This window comes from Pseudoalteromonas sp. Z1A8 (assembly GCF_011378855.1).
Taxonomy (GTDB): Bacteria; Pseudomonadota; Gammaproteobacteria; order Enterobacterales; family Alteromonadaceae; genus Pseudoalteromonas.
The window spans coordinates 12,505-27,949 of sequence record NZ_WTLB01000017.1 but is presented as its reverse complement, the minus strand read 5'-3'; the positions used below and the strand labels follow the sequence as shown (position 1 = coordinate 27,949).

Genomic DNA, 15,445 nt, shown 5'->3' with positions numbered 1-15,445 from the left:
TTGTCAAAGCAAAAACGAGTCACCTCATATGATGTAGCCCGCGAAGCGGGTGTATCACAATCAGCGGTATCGCGTGTATTTAGGCCCGGATTTAGCGTGTCTAAAAAAACCCGCGAAAAGGTAGTCGCAACAGCCAATGAAATGGGCTATCGCCCTAATGCCATTGCCCGTATGTTGATCACTAAACAGTCTGGTATGGTCGCGGTTATTTTATCATCGCGAGCAAACTTGAACTATCCTGAGGTACTCTCTGAGCTTAACAAAGAGCTAGCACTTAACAATAAACGAGTGCTGCTCTTTACTCTTGATGACGCAGACGAATTAGATGAATTACTCGAAAACATTTGGACCTTTCAGGTTGATGGCGTAATTGCTCTAGCCGCTCACTTTGATAGTAAAAGCCTAGATTTATTTGCTAAACACAGCACACCCATTGTGCTTTATAACCGTAATGTGCCTGAATCGAATGCAAACACAGTTTGCTGTAATCACGATAAAGGCATTAAACAGCTAATTGATTTATTACACCAATCTAACCATAAGTCGTATTTAATTATTGCCGGCCCAGATGACTCCGATGTAGCCAACGAGCGCCGTGAAATAGCTCAAAATTATTTACACACTTTAGGTATCCAAAATACGCCTGTTATTTATGGTGATTATGGCTATAAATCAGCACGAAGTGCATTAGAAAATTGGTTAAAAACAAACACCCTACCCGATGCTATTATTTGCAGTAACGATGTAATGGCCATTGGCGTAATTGATGAAATCAAACAAAACTTAAACTTAAGCGTACCCGACGATGTGTCGGTGGTAGGGTTTGATGGTATTAGTGCTGCGTCTTGGTACAACTATCAAATAACCACAATACAACAACCTATGAAACAGCTAACTAAAGCCGCTGTAGACATACTCATGGAACGTATTGAAAACCCTCAAGCCGCTGCTGAAGCACGAGTTTTTACCGGTTCATTAATTACAGGGAACTCTATTAAAACACGTTAAGTTAAGGAATTTTTGTGGCCAAAAATCCTGTTTATATTTTACCTGGTACTATGTGTAACCACCGTATGTTTGAAGCGCAAATAACTGCCCTTCAAAATGCGGGTTATACCCCTCACGTTATTCCATTTACTGAACAAACAAGCATTGCAAAAATGGCTGAGCTTACTAAAACCATAGCCCTAAAACCTGCTCCTTTTATTGGTTTTTCAATGGGTGGCATTGTTGCCCTTGCGCTTTTAAAATCAAACCCTGAGCTTATACAGTCGCTGTGTTTAATATCAAGTAATAGCCTAGCCGACAAACTCGAACGCCCGGCTATTAGGCAAAAGCAAATTGAGCAAGCACACGCTACAGGCGTAGAAAGCGTACTTAAGCACGATTTTTTACCGCATTATTTCCACCAGCCAAATATAAAGCACAGTGAACTTGCATTAAAAATGGCAAATGAGCTTGGCTTTAACGCTTTTAGTGCACAATTAAATGCCCTTGCAACACGCGAAGACACCCTAAACGTTATTAAACAAACCAATAAAAAATTACTATTTGTTGGTGGTGAACGTGACGTTTTATGTCCAAGCACTATTCAAAAAACAATGCATAACGCTTGCCCTAATAGCGATCTTATTTTATTAGGCAATTGTGGACATTTCGTCCCGCTTGAAAGAAGTAACACCCTAAACGCACTACTCTTAGATTGGTTGGAGTCTATTAAATGAATTTAAAACAAAAGTTAAATACTCAACAATTGCTATTAGGTACATTTATAAAAAGTACTCATTATCATAATACCGAAGTACTTTCTCACACTAATCTCGATGTTTTGTGTTTAGATGCAGAGCATGCTCCGTTTGATCGCGGCGATTTAGATAGTTGCATTATGGCAGCCCGTACTAAAAACATGCCGACCCTTATTCGCGTAAGTAATACCGATCACGCCACTATACTTAGCAGTTTAGATATCGGTGCCGATGGTTTAGTGTTACCTCACATTAAAACGGCAGAGCAAGCAAAAGCGATTATTAAAAACTGTTTTTATGGTAACAACGGTAGAGGTTACGCAGGTTCAAGCCGCTTTGCAGGCTACACCACACATGCATTAATCGATAACTTAGCAGCCAACAAATCATCTACCTGCATTATTGCTCAAATAGAGGATGCCGATGCGCTTGAGAACATCGATGAATTATGCCAAATAGACGAAATTGACTGTATTTTTATAGGCAGAATGGACTTAACTATTTCCCTCGGTGAAACCAACCCAAGCGCTCCTATTGTTATTGATGCCGTTACTAAAATAGCTAACGCGGCGGCAAAATATAATAAATGCTGTGGCATGTTTGTTGGTAATTTAAGTGAGGTCAGTCATTGGCAATCGTTAGGCGTAAGCTTTTATTTATTAGGCTCTGATCATAGCTTTTTACTAAGTGGTGCTAAGCAATTACGTGCAGACTTTGAATCAGCTACAAGTGAATCAAAAATATGAGTATCCATAACAAAAATAAAGAGTTAATTAAAAACTTCAGAAACGCACTCTATAACTTTGATATTAATTTGCTCAAAAAAGAAGTCACAAACTTATTTACTGATGACGCATTAATACAACTTTGCTACCCGTTTGAAACACTCGCAAATCCTAATGCACTTATTGAGGAAGCCTATTTACCCCTTAGCAAAGCATTTGTTGGCCTTGAACGTCGCGATACCATTGTAATGGCAGGTAGCTCTATAAACGACTCTGATTGGGTTGGCTGCTGTGGATACTATACCGGCTCATTCGAAAAACCATGGCTAGGCATTCCACCCACAGGGCATCAAGTGAGTATGCGTTTTCATGAGTTTTACCGGATTAAAAATAGCAAAGTGATTGAAGTACAAGCTATTTGGGATATTCCCGAAGTAATGATGCAAGCAAACGTATGGCCACTGTCTCCGAGCTTAGGCAAAGAGTGGCATGTGCCAGGGCCTGCCACACAAGATGGGGTAATCACCCGTCCTTATAATAGCGAACAAGCTGCGCAAAGTTTAAAGCTTGTGGGCGATATGTGTGAGCATCTTGGATTTTATGCTGAAGGTGGCATTGAAGCCATGAAGCTAGAGCACTTTTGGCATCCGCATTGTAGCTGGTATGGACCAAGCACAATAGGCACTGCACGCGGTATAAAAGGCTTTAGAAATTGGCATCAAATCCCGTTTTTAAATGCCCTACCCAACAGGGTTGGCGATGCAAGTAAAGGTTATTTATTTGCCGATGAAAACTACGTAGGGTTTACTGCATGGCCTGGTATGAGCATGACTATTAGTAACGGTGGTTGGTTAGGTATTGCGCCCGCAAATCAGCAAATAACCATGCGTAGTCTAGACTTTTGGCGAGCCGAGAATAACTTAATTCGCGAAAACTGGGTGCTGATAGATATGCTCGATGTGTACAATCAAATTGGCGTAGATGTATTAGCTCGTATGAAAGAACTAACTAAAGCGCGCTACTTATACCAATTCCAATAAATAGCTGATCTATTTTACTTGCTAAAACAACCCATTTCTTTGTTGTAAATTTCGCAAAGGGAACAACCATTTACATCAATTTACGCCTAGAACTGAATTATTTTTTCGGCGTAAAATTTAGATCACATACTTAATGGAATTGGTATTAAACTTTGCTCCATAGCCTCTTATATAACCGTTATAAAAGAAAAGCTCTGTCATTACAGAGCTTTTTATAACTTGAAAAAATTAAGTGCCCGGATTAGCAATACTTTGCGTGCGTTTTAAAATATCTAAACCTTGTTGTTTTAACCAATACGGTAAGTCAATAATTACCCAGTTTTCAACTAGTTTATCACCTTCACGATGATATACATCAACCACGCGCATATCAGCAGGAGTATTAGCTCCAGGTAAACCTAAAAAGCCACCAATGGCGGTATTTGTTAAGTTTGGCCAACCAAAAAAGCATGCATATTCATCCTCAGCAAACCGGCAAATATGGCCATTAAATACTTTACCCGTTAACCCTTCTCTAAACGGATACATATGCTGTTGCTGATAACGCTCAATTGTATATGTAGCGCCAATTCCCGCAGGGCCATACCAAACCATGTTTTCATCCCATGTTTTTGCAAGCACTTCAGGTGGGCAGGTATTTATACCGCTTTGATTAAGCGCGGTTAGGTTATCAATCATCTGATTAACCAAGTTCATTGTGCGCATACTTTGCTCATCGCTCCCTTCACCTAAACGAACTCCATCGTGGGTACGTGGCCCAGGATAAGTAAAGTATTGCCCGGTAGAGAGCGGTAATGGGTTTAAACCTACTTGTAGCATCACCCCAATAATATCGACAAAAAAACCAGTTTGAATAATTTTACCGTCTTTAACACAGTTAAACTCAGCGTAGCGAATTGTCGCCAATTTATGAGAAGGCGCAATACCTAACCAGTCACGATCAAAGAGGCCCATAAAGTGGCCCATACTCATTACCCACTCGCCACCATCGGCTTCACTTTGCCCTGCAATAAAAATATCTTCACGGCGCTGAAGTGCTTTAAAAGAATGAAATAAAGGCTGCCAAACATGCTCAATCACATCATTAGCATTATTTAATTCATTAAACGGATGCACACCTTTAAAGCTGTAATTATCTGCCAAGTACTCTTTAAATAAAGCGTTTAAATCATTACCTTGTGTTTTTTCTAATGCAGCATGAAACTGACGAACCAACTGCTTATTATTAATTATTTCTGCCATGATGTTCCCTTGTTGTTTGCGCAATCAAATTAACACTCTTAAACCGCAAATAAATATGCATTGCTAAAATGTATTCTATTTAAAGAGTAATTAAAAGCCTGTAAATACTAAGTTATAAATCGATTTAAAATAATACTAATGACAATTGACTTCGAAGTCAAAGTGATTCATGATGATTCAAAATAAAAAGTATAAATAGGCTAATTAGCCCGTAATACCTAATCTAACAGGATTAATTATGAATGATTTTGGATTATTGAATTGGAGCATTCTCATCGGGTACATTATTGCTAACCTCATACTTGGGTTTGTAATAAGTAAAAAGGTGAGCAGTGCTAATGATTTTTATATTGGCCGAAAAAATACACCTTGGTGGGCTATTGGTATATCGGTAGTGGCAACCTATGTTAGTGCGCTTACATTTTTAGGTGCGCCAGCGTGGTCATACAAAGAGGGGTTATCGGTTATTGCCATACACTTAAACTACCCACTCGTTATTGTGGCTGTTGTGTGTTTGTTTTTTCCGTTTTTTTACAATGCAGGTGTCGCCTCAATATACGAATACCAAGAGCGTCGTTTTGGTAAAAAAGCGCGGATTTTAATCTCCACAATTTGGCTTATTTCACAAACAATGGGCTCAGCCGCTGTACTCTATGCAACCTCCCTAGTACTTGCCTTTATTGTAGATATTAACGTTATTACTGCTATATTTTTAGTCACTATTATCGCACTAATATATACCATGCTAGGAGGTATAACTGCCGTAATATGGACCGATGTTATCCAATCAGCAATATTATTTATTGGTGCCGGCATTATTATGTATGCCCTTATTACCTCGATGGATGGCTCGTTTAGCTCAACACTTACTGAGTTAAAAGCACAAGGTAAGTTAGACCCTCTTAATTTCTCGTTCGACTTCACGCAAGTAACCACCGTTTGGTCTGGCGTGCTAGCTATGTCGCTTTATCACATCACTGTTTACGGTACTAACCAAATGATGGTGCAGCGTACGCTTGCAGCTAAAAACATTGGTGATGCTAAAAAGTCATACTTACTAATGGGCTTTATTGCATTCTTTATTTACCTGTTTTTTATATTTATGGGCGTGTTGTTTTACAGCTATTACGGCGGACGTACATTTGAAAACGACAACCTAATTATTTTACAGTTTGCATCCGACTATGGTCTGCCAGGGTTAATGGGAATTATAGCGGCAGCCGTAATGGCTGCTTCTATGTCGAGCCTCGATTCAGCGCTTAACTCACTCTCTACAATTAGTACTATCGACTTTTACAAAAAGTATTTTGCACCTGAAAAAAACGACGCACATTATTTAGCTGCAACACGTTTATTTACCCTTGGCTGGGCAATCATCATCATTGTACCCGCCATTATGTATCACCTTTACAGCGAAGGCTCAATTTTAGAAATACTCACCAAGGTAGGTTCATACTTTGTAGGTGCTCAATTAGGTATGTTTGCACTAGGGTTTTTCTCTAAGCACACAACCGAAAAAGGCCTACTTATTGGCACATTAGTATCGTTTGTAACCGTTGCAATATGCGCCCTTTACACCGATATAGCGTGGCCTTGGTACTGTGCAATTGGTGCCCTAACGTGTGTTGTATTTAGTATTGTTTTGAGTATCGCTTTTGATGGTTTTCAAGAGGAATACAACGAGTACACCATTAAAGGTCAGCTAAAAATGTTTAAAGAACAAAACCGCCCTGAAAAAGAAAATGGTTGGTATTTAGTTCCAGGTAAATTTGACTCAATAAACTACTGGTTACTCGGCTTTTTTGTAGTGAGCTTCGCGTCTCTCATGTTATTTGAACATTTTGTATAAGGTGAAATAAATGAATATTTTAGAACAACTTTTTGAAAACTTCAGCGCTGCAGAATTACCAAACCAAGCATTGCTTGCGGATACCGTTCAATGGCAGGTAAGCCACCCTTTTGAACCAATTACATCTAAACAAAATGTAATTAATAATTACTTTAAAGTGCTTAAAAACTCATTACCCGATATAGAGCGTAAACCCTTTATTTCTATTGAGGGCGACTACAAAGACGAGCAATGGATATGCGCAACAGGTTACTTTACTGGCACATTCACAAAACCGTTATTAGGTATTCCAGCCAGCGGTAAAAGTATTTTTATTCGTTATAGCGAAATGGCTCAAATAGAAAAAAATAAAGTAGTTAACGTTTATACCTTTTTAGATTTAATCGATGTAATGAACCAAGTGGGTGTAAATCCACTGCGTCCAAGCTTAGGTTACCCGGGTTTAATAATGCCCCCCACTACACTTGATGGTGTGCCTGCTACAGCTAAAAACGACGAACTAAGTAAAGCCAACGAACAGCTCGTAATTGATATGCTTACTGAGCTTGGCCGCTACGATGGTAAAGACCTATACAGCATTAATTTAGAAAAATACTGGCACCCAGATTTTATTTGGTATGGCCCAGCCGGTATAGGAACAACCCGAGGCATTAGTGGCTTTAGAGAACACCACCAAGCTCCATTTTTAAAAGGGTTCCCTGATCGTGGGATCAATAAAACACTCTGCTTAGTAAGCCACGACAATTTTGTAGCCACCGGTGGCTGGCCGCATATGTACGGTACTCATACAGGGGATGACTGGCTAGGTTTACCTGCATCGGGTAATAAACTGTTTCCGCGTGTTATGGACTTTTGGCGCTGCGAAAACGGAATTTTAAAAGAAAACTGGGTCGCTATCGATATTCCTCATTTATTAGAGGGAATGGGTATTGATATTTTTGAGCAAATGCAAAATAAAATCACTGCAGCAAACTAAGAGGTATTTATGAGCACACAAAACACAATTACCCAACCTTACTGGCTGCCTTTATCGAGCGTATTAAACCCGCAAAGTAAAAAGCAGCAAGCGCTTATAGGGTTTGACGAAGAGTTTGTGGATATTGTTGATTACATTTTACGTATTACGCACCGTATTTGGGAGCAAAAAAACATTGGTTTATGTTATCGCTATTACGCTGATGTATGCCCTGTTTTTACACTTGGCGCTTATGGCGAAAATATTGAAGATGTTATTCAAGGCACACTTAAAACCATTGCCGCATTCCCTGATAGAAGCCTAATTGGCGAAAATGTTATTTTTTCAGAAGACGGCAACGAGCATTACTACTCATCACACTTAATTAGCAGTGTAATGAGTAATACCGGTAACTCAGAATTTGGCCCTGCTACAAATAAAACAGGCCGAGTAACTACCATTGCCGACTGCGTTTGTTTTGAAAATAAAATAGTAAAAGAATGGCTAGTACGCGACAACGGCTTTTTAGTTAAACAACTTGGCCTAAGTATTATTAATGTAGCCAAGCACATGGCCAAAGTACCAAGTAAAGAAAAGCATACCCTATGGCTTAATGAAGAGTTTACCCGAGTACAAGCAATTGATCACCGCACGCCAAGCACTCCAATTTTAGACGGTGAACTGGCCGCATTTGCGCATAACTGGTTAGATACATTATTTAACCAAAAGCAATTTGCTAAAATACACGATTTTTATAGCTTAACGGCCACACAACAATGGCCAAGCGGCAGAATGGCAACCGGCCTTGCACAAATAAATGGCGTATTTATACAATTTTTTGCCAACTGCCCTGATGCCAAGCTAACCGTCGATCACTTAGCAATTACCCCCTTTGATGAGAGCACTACAGATGTAGCAATTCGCTGGTCACTTGCGGGGCATTTTAACCCACAAAGCGATGAACTAAGTGAGCTAAAAAATCTTCCTTATTTTGTGTTAGGCGCCTCACATTTACGCATCAAAAATCAAAAAGTCATTGAAGAAGTCACCGTTTTTGACGAAGTTGCTCTACTCGCAAACCTATTTAGAGCACACGCGTTAAATAGCCAAACAGAATTGGAGGTAAATGCATGATCAACGCAATTATCGATTTATACACCAAAGCAGATATTAAAACTATTTCAGGTAAATTGCTGCGCAGTAGTCGCTGGCAACAACATCACTTTACCGCTATGGGTTCATTGCAAGCACAGCCGCTATGGCTTGATTTTTTAGCGCAATATGGTGTATCAGAATTAATATCTAAAACGCACAGTAAAGGCAGCGAACTTGAGACTTTACAGTTGGTATTGCAACCAAAAAAATTGCTAAAACCAGTAAGACTTTCATTTGTTATAAAGTACAATAGCACCTTCATAAAATCAGTGAAATGTGTTGTTGATACGCTATTATTGGCTAACAACGAATTTACAGGTGAGGCAAGCAATAATACGCTGGTGATCCCTAAGTTACCTAAAAGCGACCCTATTATGGTTAGCGATTTAGATAACCAGCTGCACCCTACTACCTTTCATGCAACGCCCAGCGACATTTGTGAATTACCAACGCAAATTGCCGAAACATTAAATAATTGGTGGCAAATTTGGCAGCTTAATAACTTAGCTAATTTTGAAAGTGTTTATATTAAAAGTGCAGACGTTATTCTTGCTGGCAGTAACGAAACACAATCAAAAGATGCACTGTTAAATTGCCATTTAGCGTTTTCACAAAGCCTAAGCAGACGCTACGCTCAGCTAGAAACCGTACAGTTTGACAGCGCCTCAAATCAAGTAACAATTTGCTGGACACTCGATGGGACTTTTAATGCCAAAAACGTACGCGTTCGCCAACAAATACTCACCGTTATTACATTTACTAACACTCTAATATCAAGCGAAGTTATGCAATTTGACACCCTCGCGTTAAATCAGCAATTCGCACTGTAAACACTTACCACTTCCCTTCAAGCGCTCACTGAGCGCTTTTTTTGTTTATAATTTTAACTTTTTTAGGTACATTAAACCTTAAATTATAATAATTAAGGACAATAAATGAAGTATCTCAGTATCTGTACCGTCTTACTTTTAACTGGCTGCCAAGCTACGCCTACATTATGTGAGATAGAACCCAACGCGTTTTTGTGTGACTCAAGTAGTTATAATGTAGCGACGGTAAATGCATTAACCACATTCGAATCAAGAGCTGGCAGAAAAGCATTCGCACTAGGGAAAACCTATAATGGTGGCGAGTTTTATGGCTTTTCAGAGGGTTACAGCTCACAATCTAAAGCAAATACAAGAGCCTTGGATGAATGCAAAAAAAGACTCGCTAAATATGATACTAATGCTCAGTGCGAACTAATTCGATAGCTTTTTTTAAATAAAAAAGCCAGCTAATAAATTTATTAGCTGGCTGAAAGTTATGGCCATGCGGCCATTTAGGAAACGTTAAAACTGGTATTTTAAGCTCGCGCCCCACGTACGCGGGTTGCTCCAGTTTGCTTGTACTGAGTTAGCTGGCAAACCATCAACAATTTGTGAATGCACCACACCACGCGTTAATATGGCTTTGTCACCAATATTCTTAACATAAGCCTCAATTTGTACGCTGTCGTTTATAAACCAAGTTAGGCGTGCATCAGCCATTAAATGCGCATCTACTCTTACCTCTGGAATATTCGTATCAAACGCGTAGTAATCGTCTAAGTAATTCATTTGAATATACGGTACTAAGTACGAGTCGCCCCCTAAACTAAACTCATAACGCGCCGAAAGCCCCATGCTGTACTCTGGCGCCATTGCAGGTCGCCAGCCTTCAAAACTAAATTGGCTTGAATTATCGTTTATATCTTGACGCCCGCCTTGGTTACCAAGTGCTAGCAACGGGCGAAGTTGTTCGTTGCCCACAGCGTAACCATCAGCAAATTCGCTATCCAATAACGATAACGTACCGGTAAGTGTTAAATTATCAATTGGTACCCATTGAAGGTCGGCTTCAAGGCCTTTTGTTTCTACGTCACCGCCATTTTCGTAATACTCAAATGTTGTGGCTGTACCTGCAGACACACATTCTAAAACGGTATCACCCGTTGTTGTATCGTTACATGACGTTGCAAACAACTGTGCTTTTACGTCTTCGTACTTATTCATAAATACCGACACATTTAAACGCATTGCACCATCTAGCAAATAGCTCTTCATACCCATTTCGTACGAAATAACATCTTCGTTATCATAAAGTGGGTCTGCACCACGTGCTACCACGCGCGAATCGTTTGCACCACCCGTTCTGTAACCCGTGGCTACGCTTGCATACACCATTATGTCTTTGTTTATGTCGTACTCTGCAGCCGCTTTATATAACATTGCAGAATCATCCCAATCGGGAATGGTATCACCAGTAAACGTTTTATCGTCTTGGTTAACACGCAAGCCACCTACAACACGTAGGTCTTCACTAATTTGATAACGTAACTGCCCATACGCTGCGATAGATTTAGCCGTATGCGGGTCGTAATCTGGATTCCCCCACGAAGGCACAACAACAGAGTCTGATACACCATCGCCTGTTGTATCTGTATGCGATAACCAGCTCCAATCTGCTTCTTGGTCAAAGTAGTAAAGTCCACCAATCCACGAAAAATCAGAATCATCATTATTTGATGCAAACTGTAACTCAGACGATAGAGTTTTTTGATCGTCAACTCGCCCAAAACCACCTACAAAATCAATACCGCCATCGCTATAGTCGTTGTCGTAGTATTGCTTGCCGTTAAGGGTTGAATAGTTAGTCGTCCACTTAATATCAGCAAAATCGGTATACCACTCAAGTGCTACTGTTGTCGAAAAGCTTTCTTGTTTATCAAGCGAAAAACTATTGCGATAAACATCATATGGGCCAAGATCTTCGTGCTGCGCATCACTTGGCTGATAAATATGCCCAGCTGTAATTGTAGGGTTAGGATCAAATATACCGGAGCCTGGTGACGTTTCGCTTATTTGGTAACCCGCAATTTGCTGATAACCCCAAATAGCTTCTGAGTTTGAGTTTTTACGCGAGTAGTCAAAACGTACCATTGCGTTAAACTTATCGTTTGGTTGCCACTTAGTGACATTACGCATATAAAACTGATTTTTTTCGCGTAAATCATCCGAAGGTCCTGGAATCACTAAATTATTAATATAGCCATCATGGCGATCAGAGGCCACTACAAAACGAGTCGCGATTGTATCGCTTACAGGAATATTTATAATACCCTCGTAAGCATTGCGGTTATAACTCCCTGTTTCAACTTTTATACTCCCCAGTAAATCGTCAAAAACAGGTTGATTAGTAATTATATTAATACTGCCAGCAAAGGTGTTACGCCCGTATAGAGTACCTTGTGGGCCACGCAGCACTTCTATGCGCTGCACATCCACCAATGCTCCTAAACCAGATGAGGTAGTAGGTACGTAAATGCCATCTTGAAATATGCCTACAATTTGCTCGGCAATACCGGTGCCTGCTACACCCACCTCATTAGTACGTGCGCCGCGCATGGCAGGACGAACCTCACCACCAGATGACCCCATACGTAAACCCGGTACAACCTGCTCAAGACCCGTAACATCAATAATACCGGCACGGGCAATATCAGCCTCCCCGAGTGCGGTGATTGATGATGATACTTCCTGTAGATCTTGTGAGCGACGGTTTGCAGTAACGGCTATGCGTTCAATGGCTGGTTCTTTAATTTGCTGCTGAGTTTGTGTTGATGTTGCTTCTTCGGCGCTGTGAGCATTCATTGTGGTTGCTGCAATAGCAGTTGTTACAGCAAAATGAACGAGAGTCCGTGTAAATTTAGCTTTCATTATAATTATTCTCCCGAGTTTAAAACGTGTCTACTTCTCCCCAACTCTACATTTTCAATTATTACAGTAAACAAATTGTATCAATTGAAAATGCATTGATACAAAATAGACTTCGAAGTCAAAAAAATCAACAACTTTCTGCTTAATAATTAAGCTTAATCACTAAAAGTTATAAATAACAATAATTTAAAATTCAAATTAGTATGATTTCGAAATCTAAAAAACAAAAAGACCAGCAATACAATATTGCTGGCCTTTTAAATAATATCCAATTTTATTAATAACTTAACTTCAGCTAAACCCTAACTGAGTATAAAGCAGTTAAAAGCAATAACAGGCTTAAAAGTTGTAACCTATTCTTACACCATAAGTGCGAGGATTAGCATAGTCAGCAGCCGCTACATTACCGCCAAAGCGAACCGTTCTAAGCAAAATAAGCTCATCACCTGCATTTTGAACATATGCGCGTATGGCCCACTCATTATCGGCCGAATACCATGCAATGCTGGCATCGTATTTTTGATAGCTATCTTGCGTACCAAACGAAAAAGGGAGATCGTTGGTCGTATACGAATCCGATAACTGAATACTGGTAGCAGGCACAATGCGGCCTTTATCACCTAAATCAAACTCGTAACTCGCCAATAGAGTAATGTTATATTTTGGGCTTAACTGCACTTCGTTACCGTCAAGTTGCAGTAAGTTATCTACGCCATTAATGGTCTCTCCGCCTTCTTCAAACACATTTGGCGTAACAAAGTCGCCATAGGTAGAGTCTGTAAACGCGGCACGTGCACCTAGGCGCAATGCATCACTCACTTGCCAATCAATTTCAAGCTCAAGACCAGCAGCATCAATTTCGCCCGCATTACCAAAAAACGATACCGCCGTACCGCCTACGTTTTGAAAACGCGTAGAAAGTAAGTCCTCGTATTGGTTGTAATATAAAGAAGCGTTAAATCTTAATGAATTATCAAGCAGCATGCTTTTAAAGCCAACCTCGTAAGCCGTTACTGTTTGCTCGTCGTAGCTATTTTCGCCATTAAAAGCGCCCTGTGCATTACCCGCTAAAAAGCCTGTAGAAACCGTAGCATAAAGCAATTGAGAATTTGTTAAGTCATGCTCTACGCCTAACTTCCACGTTATTTTACTCCAATCGCCATCTGCGTCTTTAACTTCTAATTCTGAAAAATCTAGCGTGCTTAAATCATTAGTATTTTGACCGTAAATATCCCACTCACGGCTATCATTTGTATACCTTATGCCGGCTATACCGCGTGTATCATCACTAAATGCGTAGTTACCTTGAAAGTAAGCCGCCGCTGATCGCGTTTCTAACTGAATTTGGTTTAACCAAGGTGCATATTGAAGCGCTTGAGGCTGCGTTGTATCGGGTACATTATCAACCACGGCTCCATAGCTCGCATTTAAAAAAGCGTTGTCTAGATCCTCTGAAAATAAGTAAATACCAGCCACCCACTCAAAATCACTTTCGTATGTAGAGCTAACTTGTACTTCTAACGAGTTAGTTTTAGATTCAATTGCGTTACCATCTACAGTGGCTGCATAAGTCGAAAAATCACCATCGGTAAGGCGCGTTTCTTCGTAATCCATTGAGGCTGCAATTACTTTTAAATCAACCGACTCAAGCGACCAGTTTAACTCGGCGCTAATACTTACATCGCTTACATCGCGTGATGGCTGATAATCAAACTGCTGAGTAAATGGGTCTGACGACACACCTTGTGCAGTATCAAGCCCAGGCGTTGCTGCATTATCTAAGCCTGCACCAAAGCGACCACAATTACTGCCACACACATCATCGCGACCAATTCGCTCAGTTAATGGTGCCGACAAGCTTGTTTTACCTGTCGCTGGGTTTATAGGTACACCTAAAATATGGTAACCAAATGCACCGCCGCCATTTGACTCGTCCTGCCATGTTTCTACTTTTACATTTAAATTTACATCATCGTTAAACTCAGTAAATATTTGGCCACGCAAAAAATACATATCTGCATCTTTTAAGCCTGCTGATTCATTAAACGAATTCTCTACGTATGGGTCGCGTATTTCTCGCACCCCAGTAAAGCGTACTGCGGTATCATCGGTTAAAGCGGCATTAAAAAAGCCTTCACCGCGTAAATGACCATAATTACCAAATGTTGTAGCCATACCGCCTTCGGTAATATCAAGCTCTGGCTTTTTAGCTATTACATCAATAGCTCCACCAAATGAGTTACGACCAAACAACGTACCTTGCGGCCCGCGAAGTACTTCTACACGCTCTAAATCTACAAAACCAGCAAGTGCTTGCCCATGACGAGGGCGATAAACGCCATTAGAATAAAACGCAATGGCAACATCGTTAGCTTCTACTTGCTCTGTTCTGGCACCGCGCATGGCGGGGCGAGCATCACTGCCCGACACACCCGACTTTAAACCTGGCGCTAGGCTATCAAGGCTTAAAATATCGGTTATGCCATTTTCTAGTAAATCTTTAGCCGATACAGCTGTAACTGCCAACGGCACCGACTGAATACTTTTAACCCGCTTAGTAGAGGTAACAGAAATAACCTCCAACTCTTTATTAGGGTTTAACTTTGCTTCTTGTGAAAATACAGATGCTGAGCCTAATAACGCCGTATTTACAGCAGCAAAAATAAGTGTTTTACGTAAAATATTCGTCGTCATGAGATAAATTCTCCACCTGTTGAAATGAATTTTATTAAGCATTTATGGATGCTATGCCCCACCATCACATTCTTATTATTTATAATTATTAAAAACGCGATATTTAAATGACTATTTTTTCGACTCATAAAAACTACCGCTTTTTGCATTCGAATGCAACAGCGATTAATGCAACTTTTACATGTAACTAACACGCGTTATAAAAATAAAAACACAAAACTCATTCAAGCAACTAATAATAAACAAGTTTAATTTTTACAGCTGATTTAAAGTTACTGGTTTGATCAGTTTAATATAGGGGAT

The 15,445-nt window shown here is 40.1% G+C and carries 12 protein-coding genes; 9 read left to right on the top strand and 3 right to left on the bottom strand.

Going from position 1 to position 15,445, the window contains the following annotated elements; translation table 11 throughout:
- Genes GQR55_RS08595 through GQR55_RS08580 form a run of 4 tightly spaced genes read left to right on the top strand, consistent with a single transcriptional unit; the run spans position 1 to position 3,510 of the window.
- Positions 1-1,008 (top strand): LacI family DNA-binding transcriptional regulator, encoded by a 1,008-nt coding sequence (locus GQR55_RS08595; protein WP_166420258.1) that lies wholly within the window; start codon positions 1-3, stop codon positions 1,006-1,008.
- 14 nt (positions 1,009-1,022) lie between these two features.
- The gene (locus tag GQR55_RS08590) at positions 1,023-1,724 is read left to right on the top strand and encodes an alpha/beta hydrolase (protein ID WP_166420257.1); all 702 of its coding nucleotides are present in this window, start codon (positions 1,023-1,025) and stop codon (positions 1,722-1,724) included.
- Complete coding sequence (locus GQR55_RS08585; protein ID WP_166420256.1) at positions 1,721-2,491, top strand: aldolase/citrate lyase family protein; 771 nt, start codon at positions 1,721-1,723, stop codon at positions 2,489-2,491. Before GQR55_RS08590 ends, GQR55_RS08585 begins: the two co-directional genes overlap by 4 nt.
- Complete coding sequence (locus tag GQR55_RS08580; RefSeq protein WP_166420255.1) at positions 2,488-3,510, top strand: ester cyclase; 1,023 nt, start codon at positions 2,488-2,490, stop codon at positions 3,508-3,510. Before GQR55_RS08585 ends, GQR55_RS08580 begins: the two co-directional genes overlap by 4 nt.
- A gap of 228 nt (positions 3,511-3,738) precedes the next feature.
- On the opposite strand, the gene GQR55_RS08575 is transcribed toward GQR55_RS08580, so the two are convergent.
- A complete protein-coding gene (locus tag GQR55_RS08575) occupies positions 3,739-4,752 on the bottom strand; it encodes an ester cyclase (protein WP_166420254.1) in 1,014 nt (337 codons plus the stop codon).
- Between the two features lie 238 nt (positions 4,753-4,990).
- Between GQR55_RS08575 and GQR55_RS08570 the strand changes: the two genes are divergently transcribed.
- The 5 genes from GQR55_RS08570 to GQR55_RS08550 all read left to right on the top strand — a co-directional run bounded on the left by GQR55_RS08570 (position 4,991) and on the right by GQR55_RS08550 (position 9,964).
- Complete coding sequence (locus GQR55_RS08570; protein ID WP_166420253.1) at positions 4,991-6,601, top strand: sodium/solute symporter; 1,611 nt, start codon at positions 4,991-4,993, stop codon at positions 6,599-6,601.
- A gap of 10 nt (positions 6,602-6,611) precedes the next feature.
- Positions 6,612-7,577: an ester cyclase gene (locus tag GQR55_RS08565; protein ID WP_166420252.1), complete on the top strand. Its 966-nt coding sequence runs from the start codon at positions 6,612-6,614 to the stop codon at positions 7,575-7,577.
- A 9-nt stretch (positions 7,578-7,586) separates the two neighbouring features.
- Positions 7,587-8,690: a nuclear transport factor 2 family protein gene (locus GQR55_RS08560; protein WP_166420251.1), complete on the top strand. Its 1,104-nt coding sequence runs from the start codon at positions 7,587-7,589 to the stop codon at positions 8,688-8,690.
- Positions 8,687-9,541, top strand: coding sequence for a hypothetical protein (locus GQR55_RS08555; RefSeq protein ID WP_166420250.1), 855 nt, complete (start codon positions 8,687-8,689; stop codon positions 9,539-9,541). The genes GQR55_RS08560 and GQR55_RS08555 overlap by 4 nt, the downstream gene beginning before the upstream one ends.
- A 105-nt stretch (positions 9,542-9,646) precedes the next feature.
- Positions 9,647-9,964 (top strand): hypothetical protein, encoded by a 318-nt coding sequence (locus GQR55_RS08550; protein WP_166420249.1) that lies wholly within the window; start codon positions 9,647-9,649, stop codon positions 9,962-9,964.
- Positions 9,965-10,042: 78 nt separating this feature from the next.
- Here the strand turns inward: GQR55_RS08550 and GQR55_RS08545 are convergent, their stop codons facing one another.
- A complete protein-coding gene (locus tag GQR55_RS08545; protein WP_166420248.1) occupies positions 10,043-12,448 on the bottom strand; it encodes a TonB-dependent receptor in 2,406 nt (801 codons plus the stop codon).
- Between the two features lie 339 nt (positions 12,449-12,787).
- Positions 12,788-15,142 (bottom strand): TonB-dependent receptor, encoded by a 2,355-nt coding sequence (locus GQR55_RS08540; protein WP_166420247.1) that lies wholly within the window; start codon positions 15,140-15,142, stop codon positions 12,788-12,790.
- Between the last annotated feature and the right edge of the window lie 303 nt (positions 15,143-15,445).

Bases quoted from the DNA above. Each gene is read 5' to 3' on its own strand.
- GQR55_RS08585 (WP_166420256.1), top strand. From the start codon at position 1,721: ATGAATTTAAAACAAAAGTTAAATACTCAACAATTGCTATTAGGTACA.
- GQR55_RS08580 (WP_166420255.1), top strand. From the start codon at position 2,488: ATGAGTATCCATAACAAAAATAAAGAGTTAATTAAAAACTTCAGAAAC.
- GQR55_RS08575 (WP_166420254.1), bottom strand. From the start codon at position 4,752: ATGGCAGAAATAATTAATAATAAGCAGTTGGTTCGTCAGTTTCATGCT.
- GQR55_RS08570 (WP_166420253.1), top strand. From the start codon at position 4,991: ATGAATGATTTTGGATTATTGAATTGGAGCATTCTCATCGGGTACATT.
- GQR55_RS08565 (WP_166420252.1), top strand. From the start codon at position 6,612: ATGAATATTTTAGAACAACTTTTTGAAAACTTCAGCGCTGCAGAATTA.
- GQR55_RS08560 (WP_166420251.1), top strand. From the start codon at position 7,587: ATGAGCACACAAAACACAATTACCCAACCTTACTGGCTGCCTTTATCG.
- GQR55_RS08555 (WP_166420250.1), top strand. From the start codon at position 8,687: ATGATCAACGCAATTATCGATTTATACACCAAAGCAGATATTAAAACT.
- GQR55_RS08550 (WP_166420249.1), top strand. From the start codon at position 9,647: ATGAAGTATCTCAGTATCTGTACCGTCTTACTTTTAACTGGCTGCCAA.
- GQR55_RS08545 (WP_166420248.1), bottom strand. From the start codon at position 12,448: ATGAAAGCTAAATTTACACGGACTCTCGTTCATTTTGCTGTAACAACT.
- GQR55_RS08540 (WP_166420247.1), bottom strand. From the start codon at position 15,142: ATGACGACGAATATTTTACGTAAAACACTTATTTTTGCTGCTGTAAAT.